We start from the raw sequence: 17,556 nt of genomic DNA, 5'->3' as shown, positions 1-17,556 counted from the left end.
CGTTACACAAACGTAAGTGCTTACTATTTATTATTTACTATTTACCTATAGTAGTCAATTACTTTTAAACTGTTTAGGCTATAAGTCTATTTAAATTATAAGTGTTATAATAATTATATGCTATTTTCTGATAATTGGATAATGAAACCCTTTATATTGTCACAGAAAATAGCGAATTATGGTAGAATAAAGCAAATTACGGAATTGAAGGAGAGACAACATATGCCTATCTATAACAAACTCGTACGCGACCTCATCCCAAAGATCATCGAGGCGGACGGAAAAACGTGCGTAACGCATACATTGAACGATTCACAATACATAGCTGAAATCAATAATAAGATGCACGAGGAACTAGCAGAGTACGAAGAAGCAACTAACGCGGAAGATGCTGTCGAAGAACTATCCGACTTACTGGAACTCATTCATGCGGCAGCTGCTTATCATGGTGTAACAGTGGAGGAACTAGAAGCTGTACGCGCAGAGAAAGCTGAAGCACGCGGCGGATTTAATGAGAGAATTTATTTGGTGGAAGTGGCGGATGACTAAGCTGCGCCTACTGACGAAAAACTTGCTAGATGACTTAAAGCGGCTAACTGCAGAAGCGGATACGATCTACTGGATGACAGCGTTCATGATGAAATCTGGAGTGAATGAAGTACTTCCCGCCTTACGTAACGCCTCTATGCGTGGCGCTGATATCAAAATACTGACGGGTGATTATTTATCGATTACACAACCCGAAGCCCTGCAATTATTACATGAAGGATTACCCACTGCCGAACTTCGCATGATCGAAAGTGGAGGTACATCCTTTCATCCAAAAGCGTATCTATTCAAATCACAAAACAGCTCCACCGTCATTATAGGTTCGTCTAACTTATCGCGTTCCGCTTTGACGAAAGGAATCGAATGGAACCTCTACGCACCATCGACAGTAGACGAAGAAATTTTCGAAACGTCTGCGGATGAATTTATGAAGATGTTCTTATGTGCGAACACGGTACCCATCAACAGCGAACAAATTGAGTTGTATAGAAAACGATACGATGAAACAAATCGGAAACTACCATTTAGTGCAGTGTGGGAACCTAAGACAGAAATTGAAATGACATTCGGTGCAACTGAACAAGAAGAAAGTAGTACCGTCGATCCTACAGCACCCTATCAATCATCGGTATTAGATCCACGACCTGCACAACAGCTGGCTCTCACTGCGCTACATCAAACGGTTGAAGCGGGCTACGAAAAAGCACTTGTCGTTCTTGCAACAGGACTTGGGAAAACGTATATAGCTGCTTTCTTTTCAGTATCATACAAACGTGTACTCTTTATCGCTCACCGTGAAGAATTACTCACACAAGCACAAGCTTCATTCGCACGCGTCTTTCCGAATCGTACAAGTGGAATTTACAACGGCCAGCAAAGACAAGCAGACACGGAATTCGTCTTCGCATCGATTCAAACGCTCGCGAGACAGTACCACTTGCACCAATTCTCGCCAACTGCGTTCGACTTGATAGTCGTGGACGAATTCCATCATGCGGCCGCCACTACATACGAACGAGTACTGGACTACTTCAAACCCGAATTCCTACTCGGTCTAACCGCTACACCCGACCGACTCGACAACAAAGACGTCTACAGCCTATGCGATGGCAACGAAGCGATCTCGATTCACTTCCTAGACGCCATCCGGCAAAACTGGCTCTCCCCTTTCGTCTACTACGGCGTACTGGACGAGACGGATTATAGCCAACTGAAGTGGCGCAATAATCGCTACGATGAAGAAGAGCTACTACGCCTGCAAGTACGAGACAGTTATGCAGAAGCGGTACTTAACGCATGGAACGAACACAAAAAGACCCGCACGATTGGTTTCTGTTCTTCCATTAAACAAGCTATCTACTTAAACGACTATTTCACAAAAGCCGGCTACCGCACACTTGCCTTGCACGGCAGCACGGACAGACAAACACGCACCACCGCACGCAACTTGCTGGAAACAGGCCAACTCGACATCATCTTCACCGTCGATCTATTCAACGAAGGCGTCGATATCCCGAGCGTAGACACACTCCTATTCGCTCGCCCTACCGAATCACTAACTGTCTTCACCCAGCAAATCGGACGCGGCTTACGTTTAGCCGCCGGCAAATCCCATTGCGTAATCATCGACTTAATCGGAAACTATCGCAACGCACGGAAGAAGTTCGAAGTGTTTAACGAGAACAAGGAATTACCTACAAAGATTAGCAGCGAAACGTTTACCGAATCAGGCTATTTCGAGTTCCATTTCGAAACAGCTATCATTGACTTACTCGAAGCAATGAAACAAAACGAACCGATCCAACAGCGACTCATTAATGCGTATTTCGAGTTAAAAGCAGAACTAGGACACCGCCCGACTTATCTCGAATATCATTTGAAAGCGAATGAAGATGCGAAGGCTATTCAGCAGATATTCAAAACGTATCCGATTCTTTTGGAGTATGCGGATGAGCTGAATGACTTGGAGAAAGAAGTACTCACGCAATACAGAGATCTACTCATCGAAATCAATAAAACCTTAATGAACAAAAGCTATAAGATGATTCTACTGAAGTACATGCTGACGCGAGGCGCATCTGACTGGTATCAACCTGTAACACCAAATGTAGTTGCCCCCTTCTTCCATGCGTATTTAATGGAGAAACCATATCGTCGTGATGCGGATCTATCAGATAGACAAGGTCGGTCACTTCGGGAGTATGATGAAGGTAAAGTGGCTAGGTTGATTGCTACTATGCCGATGACGAAGTGGAATGGATCTTCGAAAGGATTGTTTGTGTTTGATGGTGATGTTTTTGGTACGGAGATAGAAATTGAAGAGTTGCATGAGGATGTTTTGTTTGGCTGGGTACGGGAGATTTGTGAGTATCGGTTGCATTGGTATTTTGAGAGACAAAGCTCGGACTTATAAGAAAGCAATTCTATGTGATTTGTTAAAATAATCACTAACTCTAGTAAATAAAAGTGCACCCCAATAAAGAGAGTTTCTCTCAAATTATTAGGGTGCATTTTTTATGATTATTTTAAATTCCATGTTTTAACTAAAAGATTGATTAGTTTCTGTTGTCTTTTCTCGATAATACTTGGTGTCCATTCATCCTCTTGAATTACTTGAGAAGTAATCGCAAAGGTAGAGACACCTTTAGATGACTGAAAGTACGAGCTTTTCTTTCTAGGAAACTCAAAGTTACTTGCTTGTGCATTTTTTCTTCTAGTCAATAGGACAAGGTTACCTAATTTATGCACATACTTTTCCGGGTTAGAAAAGCTTGTAGACCATGTACTATTTCGCTCTGGATTTTGCGGCAAAATATGCTCAACTGTTATAATTTTTTGATCGTAAAAAGGTTGCCCAGAAGACAGCAGTGAATCCAATCGTAATAATATATATCTTCTAACAGAATCTTTTAATTCTAGATATACATCTCCATTTAGCAGTTCAATAATGTTTCGGCGATCTTCTAACGGAATTGCTAAACTTGAATTATTACTAAATACATTTAATCCGCTATCTATCTCTTTAAGAATTGCTGCGTACTTAGACATCCTCCAGTTAAAGTTTCTTCTCAAAATCATTGCTGTAGCTGCTAGGGCTTCGAGACGTTCTAAAAACTGTTGTGTATGAGTATTGTCTTTGTGTATATAAAACATCGCAGGTGGTATCCAATCAGAATTCTCTATTCGATTCATTAAACTCAAGAGTTTTATCATTTCTGGATTCCCTCTATATTGCGTGTGAAAGTCTATCAGATTTATGTATATTTCACTATACGGTAGTAAAACATCGTTAATAAAGTGCTTACCGTCCATTGTTTCAAATATCTTTTCGAATTCATCTTTTAAATTCGAACTTCCTTTTCGTTTTTGTATAATCATCCGGATGTGATCAAAGAGTTTATTAAACCGATCACGGCCTAAGGCTACCTCAACTTCTTCCCACTTTTTCGTATACTCTTCTTGTTCACTCTGAGGTACGTCGCCTATTGCCCTAGCTTTAAATATATCACTCTCGAGTAAATCCAGTCCTCGGTCGTTCAGCACAGTAAAAATTCGAAATGCTGAATCAAAGTTATATGTTGAAACTATAACCATATAACATAAAGATGCTATTACACCCGGAAGGGCACGCACTATATTTGGATCAAGCATATTAATTTGATCAGTAAAGTATAATGCGTTGTCACGGATTATATTCTGACTATCCGTTTTACCAACAAGAGATTTATTGAGTTGCAATGTCCCTTTATCAGTTTGAATATACTGTTGAAAAAAATCCTGATCACGCTTTCGTAACTCTATACGATTTTCATCTTTAGTTTGGATTAATTTATTACCTTCTTGTCTAATCATTACCTTAATAAACTTTCCGTAATCATTGGACAAATAGTCTCTTAAAGTAGCTAACAATATGGTCAGAGTGGTCAATCGTTGTTGTCCGTCCAAAACTTCATATTTATTTTTATAGGTATTAACCAGCACTAGACTACCAAGGAAATAGGGTTCGTTAATTGTATCAATATTATCCTCTGTAATATTATTTCGATTGATATAATCAACCAAGTCATTTAGTAAATCTCCCGCTTCCTCTGTTGTCCATGAATAAGGACGCTGAACTGCTGGAATTGTAAATAAATAATCATCAGAAAACACTTTATATAAAGGCATTTCCTTAGCGTTTAAAGTTTGCTTCATTTATGATAGCTCCTTTGTAATTAGTCATCGGTTTAAGTTGAAACAACGTTTCTCAAGCATGATTGTTTTTTCACATGTCATATTTCAATTAATAACTAGTGTCTCTATATCAACTATTGCCCTTAAACCACAAATGTTATAATGCAAATACAATAAATACTGATTTCTCAACATTTATAACAGCAAGTGTAAAGCAGAATACATAACAAAACAACCTAACTCCTAAGGATTCAGGTTGTTTTTCATTGCTTAGTATTACAACGACAAATAATAATTTAAGGAATACATACTAGCGCCACTATCAAACAAGAGCTTCTAGTTGCTCAACACTTGTATAATACCCCAAGTACTCCACAAATAATTCTTTCAACTCATCTTTCTCCATCATTGGAGACATCACAACAGGATAATTCTTGTTAAACTCAAACAGAACTTGTCGTCCAATTCTTGTATCGGTTGCCAAATCACTACGACCTATAATCTTTTTCTTCAATAGACTTGAAATTCCCAGCTCATCTACAATTGTTAAAATGTTAAATACGAATTGCTTACTTCTGAAGACTTCGTACTTTATCATATAATTATATAGATCTAAGTTATCTATAATAATTTCATAATAACGCTGTCGCTCTGTCTCATCCGTCACCATATCAGAAATGTATTCAGCAGCTAGTACTGATTTATAAATATAGTTCTCCCAGTCAAAGTCTTTCACTACTATATTATTAAAATTCTCTATGCTTTCTTTAATCTCTGGATACTCTTCTAGTAAGAAATCTCGTTTTTTCAAAATTAACAAGGAGTGCCAAAACTGTTCATCCAAGTGTAAATCTCTATCGCTGGACAGATAATATTCTTCAACCGTATTGAATGCTTCTAGAAATAATACTTTTCGTTGTGCATCATTCTTTTTTGCGATGTAAAACGGAAATTCAGGTGCAGATTGTATATTCACTGTTTCATTAGAGAAATATTCATCCTTATCCGCGATCTTGTTATCTAAAAAATCTTGATAAAACTCTGGATTCTTTTTATATCCTTTTTCTAATATTCTAATCTCCACTCGTAGCCAACCCCTTTACAGCTAGTGCATACTTCTCAATGACTTTGTCGGAGATATTATAAATTGCTTCATCAATAGTTTCAGTTGTTAATTCAAAAACCATTTTCGCCTTCATAAGTCTATACAGTTTTACATCCAATTGATCAGTTGGTAGATCTATATCATCTAAATATACCTGACCATCTTCGCCATAATTACTAATGAAGCGGGATAACGCTTTCTGAAGCCCTATATAGATGTAAGGATTATTAAAGTTCCCACTCATCGGCAAGCCGACAAACTGTAAATCTGCATCTCGATAATGAATAATGATTGTCTCACTACCCAGCTCTATTTTAATAGCAGATGATAGCGCTGGATTTACTTTTCTTTCAAACAAATCAAACGGTTTTGATGAGCTTCCTTCAAAAATGACTGTATTTGAAAATCCAAGGATGGCGTATCGTGAAACTACAATTTCTTCTCTAAATTCTTTAAAGAAACTATTAATATCATTATTATATGCAAACGTAATCTCTTCTTTTGATTGAATACTCATTTGAAGTGAAGTTCGATTGTTTATAGATATTCTTGTCTTAGGTATATCTATGAACTTTGTATTTAGATCCACTTCGTAAAATTTATTGTCTTTCGATTGAACTACGAGATAGAGCTTCGCTTTTCTGGTAGAAAGCAACTCCTTCAAAAAGTCTGATTCTATTTCAAGTTCTATGTCAAAACGATAGTTATCGGTATTTTCCTTTAGATCAACATTTAACGTAAATCCGCCACTCTCATAACTATTGGATGTATTCGTTAGAACTGGATAGGGAAAGTTAGCATCTTTTTTGTATATCATTTTACACCTCTACGTAATAAACAAATTTCAATGCTCGGTTATAGTCACTTTTTAATTTAAACGTTAATTCAGCTATACCTTGATTGATTGTCACTTTATTAATTTTATTGTTTTTCAACGAGCATTTAGCATTCGCCAATTTATCATGAACCTCGCTATAATTTTCATCTAATCGAAATGCATTTTTGTACTCTTTTCCCATACCATCAATAATTGATATCCCTACATTACAGCTGGATGCTTTTTTCACATCTTTATTACTGGATAGATTAAAGCGCACTATCTCCTTATCGCCTACTACCACCCGCTCTACAGTGTTTGGGTGGACTGTATATAAACTTAACGATTTCTCTTCTGGAGTATCCACGTCATCACCCACTGCAGTATCTCTTTTGACCTGTTTGATCAAATTAGGTGTCTTTCTTTTTTTCTTACCTTTATTTGTATTCTTTTCATTTGGTGGCAATGAATCATCTTGTACTTTAATAACTGGTTTCTTCTTATCAATAACTACTGCACCCATCGCCTTAGATACTTCTTTCTTTAATTGAATTTCAGATACATACAAAATATCTTTAGTATCCATCTTTCCGTCTGTAGGATTCTGTTCTCTAATAGCTTCATCCAGGATAATAGTTATTTCTTTAGATAGATTGTTTATAAATCTTTTCGCACGTCTTTGAAGATCAGGATCTTTCATATGATCAACCGATAGCTCGGTATGCGATTCGTTCTCTAGTGATTTTAAATAAGCATCTTCTTTCATTCCACCTATTAACACAGCATTGAATGGCTGATTAGCTTTATTTTTAACCTTTTTATCTTCAATCTTCATCCCAATCGTTCTAACTATTGCTACACGACCTTTGGGGATTTCCTCGTCATATCTAAAGTAGAGATTGAATGTATAATCTTCTTTACCGTCTGATACACTAATCTCTTTCGGTTCTTCTTTTAAATATGTATTAACATAAAGTGGCGTAAACTCCGCTTTCATATCTGCAATATTTTGTGTATAGTACTCAGAGTTATTTACAAATTCTTCTATATTAGACGCGTTAATCAATTTACCGTTTACATCTACTTCTAATTTATTGAGTATGATAGATACGAAAAAGCTATCACAAACGCTTCGAATAATCTCCCGTGGATCACTATATTCTTTTCTTAGGAAAGGAATTATAATTTTCAAACCACGTGTCTTCTTTTCAAAGACTTCATTGAAATCATTCTGAAACGGATAGAACTTTGTTTTATTCTTTCCTGTTTCAAGGTGCTCTAATTTCGCGAAGTATCCTGTTGAACGATAACTTTGACCTTGATACTCGTGTTCAATCAGCTGTACTGTCCCGCCTAAATGCTGTTCTCCAAATTCATCACAGTTGGCAAAATACATTACATTCAAATCTGAAGCAGCGTTGGAAGCAATTTTACCTACACCATGAGATCCACCTCTAGATGTTTCAACAGCCGCGTCCTCTTCTTCAGAATGGACACCTTTATTGTATGCGTAAATAGCCCATGTATCTTTCGTTGAATCACTTTGACCGTTTTTAGCACCAGACAACCCCCGGGTGTTGATATCTTCAAAAGAAATATAGTGAACTTCTTCCTCTTCCGCCATTTTCACCATATGGTTTATCGCTTCAGTCGTATAACTATTTCGTCCTTTCAAGCTATGTATTCTATCAATTACCTCACTTATTCCAGGGACGTTCTTACTCTTTATCATTCCTGTTTTTATCATTACTTTTACTGGCTCTTTAGATTCCAACAATCTTCCATCAAGAGAGTTTTGTAAATTTTCACGTATAAGACCAGATATTTTAAGGTTATAAAACCGTTCAAGTATTTTATTAAAGTTTGATTCTTCTATATTCGGTATAGGAGAAAAATTCCAATATGTCATTGTTACACCTCACGCATATTCACTAATTTAATAAACCATTAATTCAATTAAGTAGAATAATTCATTATACTAGTAGTATAAAACAATAGTTAGGGAGGATCAATCCTGATAGAGAGTAGTTAAATTATACCTTTTGGTAATTCACATATTCTTTAAGGCCATTAGATTATACTGAGTGAAAATGAATCACAAAAGAGATGACACAATGCGAGTAGTATAAAAGAAAAGTATCAAGGTGTTATTCAATACTATCCTGCTACCAACGCCATATTATTCGTGAGCGCCTTACTTCATTTGGCATTCTATTTAGTGGGTCTAGTCCTACGAATTATGAAAACGCGCGGAAGTATTGTGACTTTTTTCTTTGTCGAAGGTGTGACATATCCAGCAGGACTTAGGCAGCTGGGTATGGCGTGGTGGGGGGCAGCCGAGAATATCCCTGTGAAGTAGCATTTACAAGTGGTAGTCTGATAAAGAATATGCAAATAAACAGAAAAGAGCGACAAAATGAAACCATTCAAAATAGCCGTAATAGCCGGAGACAGGACCGACCCAGAAGTAATCGACGAAGGCATCAAAGTAATGTAACGCGTAGCTGAACTGGACGGACGACTCACCTTCGAATTCACCTACTTCCCCTGGGGCTGCGAGTATTACTTGGAGCATGGACAGATGATGGCAAGTGACGGGATGGAGCGCTGTCGACGTTTGACGTGATCTATTTAGGCGCGGTTAGTTTCCCTGGAGTGACTGATCATATTTCGTTATGGGATTTACTGTTGATCATTCGGAAGCAGTTCGATCAATATGTCAATATCCGACCGATTCAGTTGTTGAACGGTACGCCTTGTTCTATAGAGAACGGGACAAAAGAGACAATTGATATGCTGTTTATTCGGGATAATAGTGAAGATGAATATGCGGGTGCTGGTGATTGGCTGGTTAAAGGTAAGCCGGAAGAAGTGGTGTTGCAGACGGGGGTGTTCTCTCGTAAAGGGACGGAGCGGATTATTCGCTATGCATGTGAGACGGCTTCAGATCTTGGGAAGACGTTGACTAGTATTAGTAAAGCCAATGCATTGAACTACTTGATGGTCTTCTGGAATCAAGTGTTTGAAGAAGTGAGTCAAGAGTATCCATATGTGGAGACGGCAAGCTATTTGGTCGATGCGGCTGCACTGACTCCTGATGTAGGCGGTACAGCTACTACTATTGAAGTGGGAGATGCGATTGTGGAGTTAATTGAATCAATATATGTGTCACGTCGAATTTCTTCTTGATTATCTATATTAAACAAAAACGCCATGGCATCTATAAACCACGACGTTTTATTTCTTCTTCAAGTAGTTGAATAAATTCTGGTTCTACACGTATTTCTTCTGTGCTTTCATAGGCTTCGAGCAATGCAGCGTTTGATAATTTTAGCATAAGGCACCTGCTTTCTTGTTTATGAACTTCGCTTGCTTACCATACCCCTTACATAAAGCATTTAAACCTTTTGCTGAACTTCTGGTGTACGTTTTTTTGCAGTGGATTTGTTGCTCACCCCCCACCCACCTTAACATATATTGCTGGCACACAAATCCATGTTTTTTAAAGACTCTCCCAGAATACCATGAATGTACTAAAATATGACTTAATTGGCGTCACTTCTAGTAAACATAATGGTATAATATAACTTATTATTCATTGTATTGAGAGGAGGTGTTTAAAATTACAGACGTGATCGATGCAAACAGGAAAAAGGAACCTATTAAAGGCATAGAATCCTTACTAGTAGGACATGTGGTGTATACGTACACAGATAGTAACAAGTATATAGAACATGCTACCTCCTATGTAGCGGAAGGGCTGGATAAAGACCACACTATTTTGTATGTAGATCAGCCACATTTTTTTGCTTCCGTTAAAGAAAATCTTAGAAATGCCGGTTATACGGAAGAGCAAGTGGATGCTATTTATTTTATTAATACCGACACGGCATACGAAACGCACGTAAATTTTAATGCTGAGCATGTTTTAAAGAATTTAAATGTTTTTTTTGATTCTCATGTGACAGAAGAATGCGTACTTCGCGTGTGGGGATTGGCGACATGGCGGCTTCAGAGTAAAAAAACGTTAATTCCTTGTATCGCATTACACGAACAGAACTTTGACGATTTTTTCTCTAGAGTAGCGAACATCGCAAAGAATTACATTATTGTGTGTGCATATGAAGGTTTATCTTTATCCGGTTCACTCTTAATTGAACTTTTGCAAACCCATGAATACCATATGACGGATACAGACTTCTCACCTTCGCATTTATATAAAAAAGGGCCTGTTCATTATACAGGGATTGCAAAACAACTGCAGTTTGAAAATGAACTACGAAACCATGATACGCGTCGAGATAAATTAGACATCACCGGAAAATTAGCGTCTATCATTGCCCACGAACTTCGCAACTCTCTTACGGTCGTTCAAGGTCGACTACAATTATTGGATCTCACTGCTAGTGATCGTAGTGAAGCTACTCAAGCACAATTTGATGGGATCAAAAAAGGATTAACAGAAATAGAACAAACAGCATCTAAGTTTTTATCCTTAGCTGAAACCCATGTAGTCAATCAAAAAGTGATCAATATTTCGGAATTAATCGAAGTGGTTAAGGTGCGGATGGAATTGGATATGGGCAAGAAAGCCATCGACATGCATGTAAAATCGGATAATACCCAAATGACCATTTTTGGTGATGAATTAAAAATCAGACAAGTATTTATTAATTTAATCAAAAATGCGGTGGAGGCTATGGAAACTGGTACCATCACGCTTCATGTGAAAGACGATCAGGATGACGTGACTATTGATGTTTCCGATAATGGTCCAGGTATCCCTGATGAAATCCTAAGTCAAATAGGTGATCCATTCATGTCTTCAAAAGTGGATGGAACAGGGTTAGGATTGTTGATTTGTGAAAAAATCATTCGAGATCATAATGGAAACTTATTGCTAAATACTGAGGTTGGTAAAGGGACGACCTTTACAGTTAGTTTGCCGAAATTATAACTAGGCTTACACCATTGCATACTCCCCCTGTTTTAATACTTTCACTTAGTTGATTGGAACGAAAAGAAGCTGAAGCCATTTCGGGCTCCAACTTCTTTTTATTTTGAGATTTTCTGAATCTGTTTATTGCTAGTTCGTTCAAATAATGACATTCAACAGAATACTTAATGTGATAATGCTAAGCAATGTAGATATTAACGTAATCATGGAAACGAGTTCCGGCTCAGTATCAAATTCAATCGCATACATAGTCGTCGTGGCCGCTGTAGGCATTGCTGAAATTATGATGAGGACTGTACCTACTAGAGGATCCATTCCTACGAACATGACGAATATAAACGCAAGTATAGGTGCAATGACCATTTTCAATACTACGCCTGAAATGACCACTTGCCAATTGGGTTTCTTACGAACAACCGATCCAAGTTGCATCCCTAGCATAATCATCATCACGGGAATCGCTGCATCCCCCACCATGGACGTAGTCGACATAATGGATTCCGGCACCGTAATGCTGAAATACTGGAAAATGAAAGCGAAAATCGCGGCATACGTTGTCGGCATTTTGAAGACCATTTTTATCGATCGACCGATGCCACTCGTACTGCGTGATGCATAATACACACCGAAGAAGTTATTTTGCAGTGATTGTATGACCATGATGAATATGGCATAAGGTAGCGCTTTTTCTCCTAAACTAAATAACACGACCGGCAAACCGTAGTTTCCAGAATTCATGAAACCTGTAGCCAGGATCGAAGCACTCTCTACTTTCTTATTCCATTTAAAGATTTTCGCAATGATTTTGTTGAGTAAAACCATTGCGTAAAAAAGAGCAAACATATAAATCAGGATCGTCATATAGCTCGCATTAAAGTCTGCCTTATATAAGGAAGTAAAGACTAGAGCCGGCGATAGTATGTAAATCGAAAGAGAAGAAATTGATTTTATGTGTAAGCCTTTGACTCTTTGTAAAATGAACCCCACTATGAATACTGAAATAATCGGTAAAATAACCGTGAAAAATAATCCCATTTATACACCTCTAACGATTCTATCATTTCCATTACGTGGCTTTGATGAACTACAAAGCCTCCTTATAGATTCAATACTAATCGTAATCCTGTAGATTGTCTCTTTATATGGGATTTTAATTTTTATTACAATAAATCAATTTCAAAATGAGTTTTTAAAAATTATCTATCTTAAATATTTTTAAAAGACTTATGAGATAATTAATGAATCTATTTTAGATAATTTGGGCTGTGTGAGATGATAAATTGCAATTTCACTGGCATTATATGCAATAAGTAATAAGCAATAAGTCAAAGTGAAATTCATTTTTCAGTGATCAATCAGATTTAAAATGAATTCATTTTTTTATAAACATAGAGCACTTCTCCAGCCTGTTAATGCGTTAGCCATAATTCACATTATACAGGAACTTAGGAGGTGCACTACTTTTTGGTGAATTAGCTTTAAAGATGCAAGGGCTCATAAATATGGTATTATTCACTAACCAAGTCATTTAAAAAGGTTTGATTACACTAGAGTTTTTGCCGTATCAATTGAAAGACTCTGTTCTAACGCATAGCCAATTCTATACAATAGCGCTTCGTCAAAGTCCTTACCAATCAACTGCACGCCAATAGGCATACCTTCTTTTGAGAATCCGCATGGTATAGATAGGCTCGGTGATCCTGTGAAGTTAGTAGGTGCTGTTAGCTTTAAGATAGACCAACGAATATGCTCTTCATTATACTTATCGACTTCTACGTAGCGCCCATCGATTTTTGGTGGAAGGATAGGAACTGTAGGAGTCAATACTGCGTCTACTTGTTTAAACACTTCAGCCAACTCATTCTTGGCCTTCTGTCGTACTTTTAAAGCTCTTGAGTATAAGAATGACTTTTCATCCACACCTGTTAACAGTCTCTCCTTCACTTCATCATCCCATTGATTTGGATATTTCTCTAAGTGGGATTCATGGAGTTCATATGCATCAGCTCGCAGTAGAACTCTTTGACATTCTGTAATCTCTTCCATGTCAGGTAATTCGACATCAATGAAATTAACACCTAATTGACGTAAAGTATCGATTGCGTTATCCACACTTTCTCGGACCTCAGGGTTCATATCATCAAAGAAGAATTTTTCCGGTAATCCTATGGTAAGGTTCTTCACTCCATCTGATATACCCGTAATAAAGTCCTCTCGTTCGCGATACGCTGCCAGAATGTCTTCATTATCATAGATTCCAATCACATTTAGCAATAAAGCATTATCCAATACACTTCTTGTCAATGGTCCTACATGATCTAGATTCCATGATAATGGATAGACGCCACGTTTACTTACCCTTCCGTATGTCGGCTTCATACCTACAATGCCGCAAAATGATGCCGGTATTCTTACCGAACCGCCTGTATCAGTGCCTAACGCTCCATATGATATACATGCAGCTACAGCTGCAGCAGAGCCGCTGCTAGAACCACCAGTCATCTTTTCTAAATCATAAGGATTATGAACAGCGCCAAAATAAGAACGGTCTCCCGTTGGCCCATATGCAAACTGATGAGTATTTTGCTTACCGATTATTATAGCTCCAGCTTCTTTTAGCTTCTCTACTACAAAAGCATCTTCATTTGCAAATTGGTCTTTATATATTTCCGATCCCATGGTGGTTTTCATTTCTTTTGTCTTGATCATATCTTTAACACCAATGGGAATACCATGTAATGGCCCTTTGTATAAACCTGCTTGCATTTCTTCTTCTGCCTGTTTAGCCTGGCGCATAGCTTCTTCAGCCGATAAGACTTCAATAAATGAATTAAGCTTCGAATCAATACTGTTTATTCGATCCAACATTTTCTCCATCAGTTCTACTGGTGAAATAATTCTTTTTCTGATGAGCTCGGATACCTCAGACAATCCGTATGCTAAAATATCATCATTTTTAGTCATTTTTTAAAACCTCCATTATAATTCTACATTCAGCTTTAGCGTGTTAAAAATAAAGAAAGTTCTGGGAAGATTATTACCAATACAAGTCCAATGAATAAAAGACCAAAGAATGGCAAAACTCCATAGACGACTTCCCCTATCCTCTCTTTAGAAATTCCGCTTACAACGAATAAGTTTAAGCCCACAGGTGGGGTAATCATCCCTAACTCCATATTTATAGTCATAATAATTGCAAAATGTATTAAGTTAATATCGAACAGTAATAAGATTGGCAGTAAGATTGGTAACGTAATTAAGATGATAGAAACGGCATCCAAGAACATACCTAATACAAAGAACAATATATTTATACTTATAATAAAGACCCATTTATTTGTACTAGTAGATTGTATCCAATAAGCCAAATCTTGTGGAACTTGCTCTGTCGTTAAGAACATTCCGAAAATTGTAGCCGCAGATATAATCAAGAAAATCATGGCTGTAATATTGATAGACTCTTTAACTATTTTTCTAAAAACAGGCATTTTCATTTCTTTATAAACTAATGTTGATATCACAAATGAATATAATACTGCAACGAACGACGCCTCAGTTGGAGTAACTGCTCCTGAATAAATCCCCGCAAGAATTAATATAGGCAGGAAAAATCCCCAGGATGCTTTACGCGTCTTACGCAGTCTCTCTGACATATCTTGTTTAGGTAATTGACCATAGTTTTTAATTCTTGCATTAACTACTGCTGCTACCATCAAAATAACACCTAGTAAAATACCAGGAATGATACCTGCAGCAAAGAGTTTTCCTATCGATTGTTCGGAGACAACCCCATAAATAATTAATGGAATAGAAGGAGGTAATAATATTCCTAACGTACCTGCCGCAGCAACTAGTCCCATTGAGTATCGTTTACTATACCCTGCCTCAACCATTCCGGGAATCATTACTCCGCCAACTGCAGCGGCAGTGGCCGGACTAGAGCCTGAAATCGCGGCAAAAATCATACAGGCTAGTATTGTTACGAGAGCTAAACCTCCCCTTAAATGACCAATCCATGACTTTAGAGCCTCAATTAAATGATATGATATTCCACCTCTCGCCATAATAATACCCGCAAATATAAATCCCGGTATTGCCATTAAAGCAGAAGAACTTGAGGAGACAAACATTTTATGTATGACGGGGTACATGGTGAAGTCTATTAGTGTGAGTGAAATAATACTGGATAAGCCTAGCGCAACTGCAATAGGTACTCTTAATAGAACTAAAACTATAAATAATAATACTAAGATCACTGTTGTATTCATATTGTACTCCTCCTTTCTTTAAAATAGATTTTCAATATTAATGGTTGTATCTTCTTCTAAATCCTTGCCTAAGATCGCACGATATGTCTTTACAACAAAATATATTCCTAGTAGGCTCATTCCAATCGGCATTGCCAAATAAGTAATCCATAATGGAATACCCAAATCAATACTAATACTCATTTGATCATGGGCTACACTAACCATCTCAACACCCATCACAGCCAGGTAAATACTAAATATAGCCCCTAGAAGATTACTAATAATGTTGAATACCTTCTTTATAGATTTAGGCATTTTCTCGTAAATTAAGTCTACTTTTATATGCTGATCATCTTTTAACGCTATACCAAAACCAATGAAAATTGCAGTAACCATTAATAGTTCAAAAACTTCATTCGTCCAAACTAAAGGATGATTCATTACATATCGCATGAATATCCCAATCAGACATACAACGGATCCGATTACAAAGAAAAAAGAGGCCACGAATTCCTCAAATACTTCTAATGTATTCAATATTTTATCTTTCATATAATCGCTCCTTTCAATTTAATAAACGACAGAATTATTTACAATATCCTAATTCTGTCGCTATTATTATTTAGACTATTATTTCTCAGTTTCTTGTGCAGCTTTAATATATTCTTCTCCGATAATGGGTGTGTATTTTTCATAAATAGGTTCCCAAAGTTCACTGAATGTCTGAATTTCTTCATCTGATAGTTCATAGATTTCAATATTCCCACGTTTTTTAATAGCCTCATATGCTTCATCAGCCATCTCATTCGCCGCATGTCTAGCTGCATCTGTTCCTGCTTTGATTCCACCATCTACAATTTCGCGTGTTTCTTCATTTAATCCATCCATAAATTCTTTATTAGCAAAGAATCCAACATCTACTCGAGTGTCTCCAATAAGTGTCATGTACTTTTGGACTTCATCGAACTTTTTAGAATCAATGTTCACGAATGTATTGGTTTGACCATCAACTGTACCTTGTTGCAAAGCAGTATATAAATCCGTGAATGGAATAGTAACAGAGCTAGCTCCTACAGCTTTAAATACGTCTTCAAGAACTTGTCCACCCTGAGTTCTGAATTTCAATCCTTTGAAATCCTCTGGAGACTTAAGTGGTTTTTTATCGTTTGTAAAGTGCTTAGGTCCGTTTGGCCACATTGCCAATCCTAATACACCGTCTTTCTCAAGTGCCGCTAGGATTTCCATCCCTTTTTCTCCATCCCAGAACTCTGCTGCTGTATCATTGTCTTTGAATAAGAAAGGTAATGAAACTAAGTTAAAGCGTGGGTCGTCACCAACTAACTTTGACATGTCCTGCTGAGTAAATTGAACGTTATTTGCTACTAAGTTTTGATAGACATCTTTATCACCAAACAATTGACCATTTGGGTATACTTGAACTTTTATTTTTCCATCCGATTCTTTTTCGATATATTCTTTAAAAGCTAGTGAACCCGCTTGTTGCGATGTGTTTTCGGCAACTTCATGCGAAAGCTTAATTGTTAGACTTTCTATTCCATCTGCATTCCCGCCACTACCACCTGACTCTTCTTTTGTATCATTTCCACCACACGCAACAAGTACAAGTAATAAAACACCCATTATAGTAGTTATTAGTAATCCTCTTAGTTTTTTCAATGGAATTCCCCCTATACATTTTTATTAT

General features: G+C 37.2%; 13 protein-coding genes and 1 pseudogene. 4 read left to right on the top strand and 10 right to left on the bottom strand.

What is annotated here, in order from left to right; all coding sequences use genetic code 11:
* Window positions 1-222: 222 nt before the first annotated feature.
* Together CSV74_RS12795 and CSV74_RS12790 are read left to right on the top strand one after the other, a co-directional pair.
* On the top strand, window positions 223-549 hold the full coding sequence (locus CSV74_RS12795; protein ID WP_099691946.1) for a nucleoside triphosphate pyrophosphohydrolase: 327 nt from the start codon (window positions 223-225) through the stop codon (window positions 547-549).
* Window positions 542-2,962 carry a DEAD/DEAH box helicase family protein gene (locus tag CSV74_RS12790; RefSeq protein WP_099691945.1) on the top strand — a complete coding sequence of 807 codons (2,421 nt, stop codon included), beginning with the start codon at window positions 542-544 and terminating at the stop codon, window positions 2,960-2,962. Before CSV74_RS12795 ends, CSV74_RS12790 begins: the two co-directional genes overlap by 8 nt.
* 107 nt (window positions 2,963-3,069) lie before the next feature.
* On the opposite strand, the gene CSV74_RS12785 is transcribed toward CSV74_RS12790, so the two are convergent.
* The 4 genes from CSV74_RS12785 to CSV74_RS12770 all read right to left on the bottom strand — a co-directional run bounded on the left by CSV74_RS12785 (window position 3,070) and on the right by CSV74_RS12770 (window position 8,553).
* Complete coding sequence (locus CSV74_RS12785; protein WP_099691944.1) at window positions 3,070-4,743, bottom strand: DUF262 domain-containing protein; 1,674 nt, start codon at window positions 4,741-4,743, stop codon at window positions 3,070-3,072.
* A 301-nt stretch (window positions 4,744-5,044) separates the two neighbouring features.
* A complete protein-coding gene (locus CSV74_RS12780) occupies window positions 5,045-5,806 on the bottom strand; it encodes a hypothetical protein (RefSeq protein WP_099691943.1) in 762 nt (253 codons plus the stop codon).
* On the bottom strand, window positions 5,796-6,644 hold the full coding sequence (locus CSV74_RS12775) for a hypothetical protein (RefSeq protein WP_099691942.1): 849 nt from the start codon (window positions 6,642-6,644) through the stop codon (window positions 5,796-5,798). The genes CSV74_RS12780 and CSV74_RS12775 overlap by 11 nt, the downstream gene beginning before the upstream one ends.
* A 1-nt stretch (window position 6,645) precedes the next feature.
* On the bottom strand, window positions 6,646-8,553 hold the full coding sequence (locus CSV74_RS12770; RefSeq protein WP_099691941.1) for a hypothetical protein: 1,908 nt from the start codon (window positions 8,551-8,553) through the stop codon (window positions 6,646-6,648).
* 507 nt (window positions 8,554-9,060) lie between these two features.
* Here CSV74_RS12770 and CSV74_RS12765 point away from each other — a divergent pair.
* Window positions 9,061-9,734 (top strand): annotated as a pseudogene (locus CSV74_RS12765) (isocitrate/isopropylmalate family dehydrogenase); the annotation flags it as partial.
* Window positions 9,735-9,864: 130 nt separating this feature from the next.
* Here the strand turns inward: CSV74_RS12765 and sda are convergent.
* Window positions 9,865-9,981, bottom strand: coding sequence for a sporulation histidine kinase inhibitor Sda (gene sda / locus CSV74_RS12760; RefSeq protein ID WP_081657949.1), 117 nt, complete (start codon window positions 9,979-9,981; stop codon window positions 9,865-9,867).
* A gap of 276 nt (window positions 9,982-10,257) precedes the next feature.
* Here sda and CSV74_RS12755 point away from each other — a divergent pair, with 276 nt between their 5' ends.
* Entirely contained in the window at window positions 10,258-11,601 is a 1,344-nt protein-coding gene (locus CSV74_RS12755; RefSeq protein WP_099691940.1) for an ATP-binding protein, read from the top strand.
* 138 nt (window positions 11,602-11,739) lie between these two features.
* Here CSV74_RS12755 and CSV74_RS12750 read toward each other — a convergent pair whose 3' ends face one another.
* The 5 genes from CSV74_RS12750 to CSV74_RS12730 all read right to left on the bottom strand — a co-directional run bounded on the left by CSV74_RS12750 (window position 11,740) and on the right by CSV74_RS12730 (window position 17,528).
* Window positions 11,740-12,636 carry an AEC family transporter gene (locus tag CSV74_RS12750; RefSeq protein WP_099691939.1) on the bottom strand — a complete coding sequence of 299 codons (897 nt, stop codon included), beginning with the start codon at window positions 12,634-12,636 and terminating at the stop codon, window positions 11,740-11,742.
* Between the two features lie 507 nt (window positions 12,637-13,143).
* Complete coding sequence (locus tag CSV74_RS12745; protein ID WP_099691938.1) at window positions 13,144-14,565, bottom strand: amidase; 1,422 nt, start codon at window positions 14,563-14,565, stop codon at window positions 13,144-13,146.
* A 35-nt stretch (window positions 14,566-14,600) separates the two neighbouring features.
* Window positions 14,601-15,869, bottom strand: coding sequence for a TRAP transporter large permease (locus tag CSV74_RS12740; RefSeq protein WP_099691937.1), 1,269 nt, complete (start codon window positions 15,867-15,869; stop codon window positions 14,601-14,603).
* Window positions 15,870-15,887: 18 nt separating this feature from the next.
* Complete coding sequence (locus CSV74_RS12735; RefSeq protein WP_099691936.1) at window positions 15,888-16,403, bottom strand: TRAP transporter small permease; 516 nt, start codon at window positions 16,401-16,403, stop codon at window positions 15,888-15,890.
* Window positions 16,404-16,481: 78 nt separating this feature from the next.
* Entirely contained in the window at window positions 16,482-17,528 is a 1,047-nt protein-coding gene (locus tag CSV74_RS12730; protein ID WP_099691935.1) for a TRAP transporter substrate-binding protein, read from the bottom strand.
* Window positions 17,529-17,556 lie beyond the last annotated feature (28 nt).

Source organism: Sporosarcina sp. P19, from assembly GCF_002743165.1.
Taxonomy (GTDB): Bacteria; Bacillota; Bacilli; order Bacillales_A; family Planococcaceae; genus Sporosarcina; species Sporosarcina ureae.
The sequence above is the reverse complement of the archived record's forward strand: the minus strand, read 5'-3'. Positions and strand labels throughout refer to the sequence as shown.